6 protein-coding genes and 1 pseudogene are annotated in these 4,921 nt (G+C 71.1%); all 7 read left to right on the top strand.

Annotated elements, in window-relative coordinates:
- Positions 1 to 376: pseudogene (locus H0U68_RS23080) on the top strand (hypothetical protein); the annotation flags it as partial.
- A 38-nt stretch (positions 377 to 414) separates the two neighbouring features.
- On the top strand, positions 415 to 654 hold the full coding sequence (locus tag H0U68_RS23075; RefSeq protein ID WP_296359243.1) for a 2TM domain-containing protein: 240 nt from the start codon (positions 415 to 417) through the stop codon (positions 652 to 654).
- A 55-nt stretch (positions 655 to 709) separates the two neighbouring features.
- Positions 710 to 1,378, top strand: a complete 669-nt coding sequence (locus H0U68_RS23070; RefSeq protein WP_296359242.1) for a hypothetical protein — start codon at positions 710 to 712, stop codon at positions 1,376 to 1,378.
- Positions 1,375 to 2,049, top strand: a complete 675-nt coding sequence (locus H0U68_RS23065) for an ABC transporter ATP-binding protein (RefSeq protein WP_296359241.1) — start codon at positions 1,375 to 1,377, stop codon at positions 2,047 to 2,049. The genes H0U68_RS23070 and H0U68_RS23065 overlap by 4 nt, the downstream gene beginning before the upstream one ends.
- Complete coding sequence (locus tag H0U68_RS23060) at positions 2,046 to 3,257, top strand: FtsX-like permease family protein (RefSeq protein ID WP_296359240.1); 1,212 nt, start codon at positions 2,046 to 2,048, stop codon at positions 3,255 to 3,257. Before H0U68_RS23065 ends, H0U68_RS23060 begins: the two co-directional genes overlap by 4 nt.
- 17 nt (positions 3,258 to 3,274) lie before the next feature.
- Entirely contained in the window at positions 3,275 to 4,027 is a 753-nt protein-coding gene (locus H0U68_RS23055; RefSeq protein WP_296359239.1) for an outer membrane lipoprotein-sorting protein, read from the top strand.
- A gap of 5 nt (positions 4,028 to 4,032) precedes the next feature.
- Positions 4,033 to 4,921, top strand: an 889-nt coding sequence (locus H0U68_RS23050) for a hypothetical protein (RefSeq protein ID WP_296359238.1), incomplete at its 3' end; no start/stop codon positions are given.

The raw sequence follows: 4,921 nt of genomic DNA, 5'->3' as shown, positions 1-4,921 counted from the left end.
GCAGGGCGGCCTGCCCTACGCCACCAGCGACCGCATCGCCATCGACGCGGCCGGCCGCCTGGCGCTGCACGGGCGCAGCGACGACGTGCTGAACCTCAACGGCAAAAAAGTCAGCCTGGGCTCGCTGCGCGAAGCGCTCGCGCCGCTGCTGGGCGGCGCCGAATTCGCGGTGGTGCCGACGCACGAGGACGCGGGCTCCTACATCTCGGTGCACGTCGAGGCGCCGCGCATGTCGCCGCAGGAGATCCAGGCCGCCTGCGCGCAGGCGCTGCCGCCGCACGCGATCCCGCGCCGCATCGTGCTGCACCGCGCATTCCCGCGCTCCTCCGCCGGCAAGGTGCTGGTGAGCCGCCTGCAGGCGCAGGCCGCCGCATGAATCCCGATAACCGTCACACACCCAAAGGACACCCGACCATGACCCGACTCTGCACCGCCGTCTCCACCCGCCAAGCCGCCGCGCTGCGCCAGGCGCGCCGCCGCAAGGGCTTCTACCTCCATCTGCTGCCCTACCTGCTGGTCGTCAGCGGGCTGGCGGTGGTGAACCTGCTGCTGACGCCCCGTTACCCGTGGGTGCTGTGGGTCGCGTTCGGCTGGGGCATCGGCCTGGCCATGCACGGCCTGGCGACCTTCGGCCGCCGCACGCTGTTCGGCTGAAACCGCCGCTTTCCCTTCCCGTCCATCCATCCATCCATCCGTTCCAGGAGATTCCATGATTCCCCGTTCAAGCAACCGATTCTTCGCGCCACGCGCCGCCGCGGCCCTGCTGCTGGCCGCCCTTCTGGGCGCCGGCGGCGCCGTGCAGGCGGCGCCCGACGACAAGTTCCTTGCCGCCTTCAACCGCTTCAAGGAAGCGGCGGCCGGCGACGCCGACGCGGTGGCCGGCGCGTCCGACGCGTTCGGCGCGCTGCTGAAGTCCGAGCCGGGCAACCCGGTGCTGCTGGCCTACGTCGGCGCCACCACCTCGATGCGCGCGCGCACCACGCTGATCCCGTGGAAGAAACTGTCCTACGCCGAGGACGGCCTGGCGCAGATCGACAAGGCACTGGCACTGGCCGCGGCCACGCCCAACCTGCCGGCGCAGCGCGGCACGCCCGGCGCGCTGGAGCTGAAGTACGTGGCCGCCAGCACCATGCTGGTGGTGCCCGGCTTCATGAACCGCGGCGCGCGCGGCGCCAAGCTGCTGGGCGAGGTGCTGGACAGCCCCGCCTTCGCGGCGGCGCCGGCGGGTTTTCGCGGCGAGGTGCTGCTGCGCGCGGGCGAGCTGGCGGTGGAGCAGAAGCGCACACCCGAGGCGCGGCGCTACCTGGGCGAGGTGATTGCCATGGGCGCGCCGCAGACCGAAACCGCAAAAGCCAAGCTGCGCGAGGTGGCCCCGTGAGCGGCGCCGTCATCGAGCTGCGCAACGTGCGCAAGACCTACCGGCTGGGCGAACACGTCATTCCAGCGCTGCAGGGCGTGGACCTGGCCGTGCAGCCCGGCGAGTTGGTGGCGCTGACCGGGCCTTCCGGCAGCGGCAAGAGCACCATCCTCAACCTGTGCGGGCTGATCGACATGCCCGACAGCGGCGAGGTGCTGCTGGGCGACCAGGCGGTGGGCGCGCTGGACGAAACCGCGCGCACGCTGCTGCGGCGCGACGCGCTGGGCTTCGTGTTCCAGGGCTTCAACCTGGTGCCGGTGATGACGGTGGAGGAGAACGTGGACTACCCGCTGTTCATCGCCGGCGTGCCGGCGGCCGAGCGGCGCGAGCGCGTGGCCGCCCAGCTCGAAAGCGTGGGCCTGGGGGCGCATGCGCGCCACCGACCCGACGCGCTGTCGGGCGGCCAGCGCCAGCGCGTGGCGATCGCCCGCGCGCTGATCAAGCGCCCGCGACTGGTCATCGCCGACGAGCCGACCGCCAGCCTGGATTCGCGCACCGCCGACCAGGTGCTGGACCTGATGCGCGAGCGCTGCCAGGCCGAGGGAGCCGCCTTCGTCATCGCCACCCACGACGCGCGCCTCACCCGGCGCTGCGACCGCGTGGTGGCGCTGCTGGACGGGAGCCTGCAATGAAATGGCTCACATTCGCCCTGCAGAACACGCAGCGCAACCGGCGCCGCTCGCTGGTGACAGTGGCCGTGGCGGCGCTGGGCACCGCCGCGATCCTGCTGGCGAGCGGCTTCGCGCTGTCCGTCTACCAGGCGCTGGCGCAGGCCGCCGCGCGCACCACCGGGCACTTGGTCATCGGCCAGCCGGCGCAGTTCACGCAGGATGAGGAAACGCCGCTGCAGCACGGCATCGACGACGTGCAGGCGCTCAGCCGGCAGCTGCTGGCCGACCCGGACGTACGCCAGGTGCTGCCGCGCGTGGTGTTCAACGGCTTGATCAGCAACGGCGAGAAATCCACCGTGATGCTGGCCAACGGCGTCGAGCCCGACGCCGAGTTCTCGGTGAAGGGGCCGTTCCTCAACATGGTGGCGGGCGACGTGCTGGCCTCCGGCGCGAAGAACGCCGAGGTGATGCTGGGCGAAGGCCTGGCGCGCAGCCTGAAAGCACGCGCCGGCAGCAACCTGACGCTTCTGGCCAGCACCAAGGACGGCGCGCTCAACGCGCTGGACGTGACGGTGAAGGGGATCTTCTCCTACGGCATTCCCGACATCGACAACCGCCTGGTCTATACCGACGTCGCCACCGCGCAGCGGCTTCTCAACACGCAGCGCGTGACCACCCTGGGCGTGTTCCTGCGCGACATGGACGCGGTGGCGCCGGCGCGCCAGCGGCTGGCCGCGGCGCTCCCCGCGCTGCAGGTGCAGACCTGGCTGGACCAGGCGGTGTTCTACCGCTCGGTGCGCGCGCTCTACAACCGCATCTTCGGGGCGCTGGGGCTGATCATCGGCGTCATCGTGGTGTTCGTGGTCACCAACGCGATGGCGATGGCGATCATCGAGCGCACCCGCGAGATTGGCACCTTGCGTGCGCTCGGCACCCTGCCCTCGCAACTGCTCAAGACGCTGGCGCTGGAAGGCATGGTGCTGGGCGGCTCGGGCGCGGTGATCGGCGCGATGCTGGCCGGCGCCGCGTCGCTGATGCTGTACCTGGTTCCGATCCAGATGCCGCCGCCGCCGGGCAGCTCGCGCGGCTACCCGCTGAACATCGCCTTCGATCCGCTGGTGTACGGCGCCACGCTGCTGGCCATCGTCGCGCTGGCGATGCTGGCCTCGGCCTGGATCGGGCGCAAGACCGTCCATTCGCCCGTGGTCGCGGCGCTGGCCCATACCTGAACCCTGGAGATCCCACCATGACAACCAACCGCTGGGTGGCTGCCGCCGCCCTCGCCATCGCCACCACCCTGCCCGCGTTCGCGCTGGAACAGGATGTGGGCGCCCTGCTGAAAGCCGCCGACCGCTACCGCGTTGCCAGCCAGAACACGCGCGTCGACACCCAGGTGTCCGTGCTCAACGCCGACGGCTCGGTCGACAAGGAGCGCCTGTACACGGTGTTCGCGCAGACCAACCACCAGTCGCTGGTGCTGATGCAAAGCCCGGCCGAGAAAGGCCAGAAGGTGCTGATGTCGGGCGACGACTTCTGGCTTGTACTGCCCGGCAGCCAGCGGCCGCTGCGTATCACGCCGATGCAGAAGCTGCTGGGCGACGCCAGCACCGCGGACATCGCCGCCATGAGCTGGGCCGACGACTACACCGGTACCGTCGCCGCCGAGGAGCGCTGCGGCGAGCCGGCGCGCGACTGCCTGCACCTGACACTGCAGGCCACGCGCAAGGCGGTGACGTACCAGCGCATCGAGCTGTGGATCGGCAAGGCGCGCCGCGAGCCAGTGAAGGCCGAGCTCTACGTGCAGTCCGACAAGCTGGCCAAGCGCGCGCAGTTCGTGCTGGACGGCGCCAACCCGAACATCGTGTCGGCCATGCTGCTGCAGGACCAGATCGCCAACCACAAGCAGACGCAGGTGCGCTACCTGGACCGCAAGCCGCACACCGTGCCCGAAACCTGGCTGAACCCGATGTACCTGGTTCGCAATACCTCGCTGGAATGACACCCATGGCTTTCCGTGCACTTCCCCTCGTGCTGGCGCTCGGCCTGGCCTTCGGCCAAGACGCGGCGCGGGCCGAAGAATTCAGCGGCGAACTGCGGATCGACGTGATCGGCAGCCAGGCGGCCGGTCGCGGTCCGATCGCGCAGGCCAACACGCTGGCGCCGGGCATCGCCACCCAGCCAGGATGGACGGCCGCGCCGCAGGTGGAACTGCGCGGAGGCCTGGGTCCTTTCCATGCAGTGGCGACACTCGGCCACCGCTTCTCCGACCACGGCGCGGAGCATGGCTGGGCCCGCTTCAACGAGCTGTACGCGAGCGGCGGCCAGGGCGCCTGGCAGCTGACGGGCGGCCGCCGTATCGTCTCGTGGGACGTGGGCGAAGGCTTCCGCCCCAACGACGTGGTGCAGCAGGAGCCGCGCCGCCCGCTGGTGCAGGTGCTGCCGGTCGGCCGCACCGTGCTGATGGCCGACTACTTCGGCGCCGACACCGCCGCCACCGTGCTGCTGGTGAATCCCGAGAACGGTCGCTCCGCGCGCGGTCCCGAGGAGCCGGCGCTGGCCGGGCGCTTCTACATGCGCAACGGCGCCGCCGACTGGCATGGATTCGCGCGCTGGGGACGGCGCACCGGCGGCAGCTTGGGCGCCGCCGTCGCCTGGGTCGCTACCGACGCGCTCGAGGTGCATGCCTCGGCGCGCTACATGGCCGAGGCCGACACCCTGGCCGTGCAACCCACGCCTACCGTGCTGGTGACCGCCAATCCCTGGCAGCCGGCGACGGTGCGCCGTCCGACGCAGGCGCTGGTGGGCGCGCGCTGGGTCGGCGAGAGCAAGCAGAGCCTGCTGCTGGAAGCCTGGTGGGACGGCACCGCGCCGAGCCGCGCGCAGTGGGATGCCT

This window comes from Ramlibacter sp., from assembly GCF_013697775.1.
GTDB lineage: Bacteria > Pseudomonadota > Gammaproteobacteria > Burkholderiales > Burkholderiaceae_C > Ramlibacter.
This window is presented reverse-complemented; position numbering and strand designations above follow the sequence as displayed.

What these genes read in the sequence shown, in the direction of transcription:
- H0U68_RS23060 (WP_296359240.1), top strand. Translation starts at nt 2,046, where the DNA reads ATGAAATGGCTCACATTCGCCCTGCAGAACACGCAGCGCAACCGGCGC.
- H0U68_RS23055 (WP_296359239.1), top strand. Translation starts at nt 3,275, where the DNA reads ATGACAACCAACCGCTGGGTGGCTGCCGCCGCCCTCGCCATCGCCACC.
- H0U68_RS23075 (WP_296359243.1), top strand. Translation starts at nt 415, where the DNA reads ATGACCCGACTCTGCACCGCCGTCTCCACCCGCCAAGCCGCCGCGCTG.
- H0U68_RS23070 (WP_296359242.1), top strand. Translation starts at nt 710, where the DNA reads ATGATTCCCCGTTCAAGCAACCGATTCTTCGCGCCACGCGCCGCCGCG.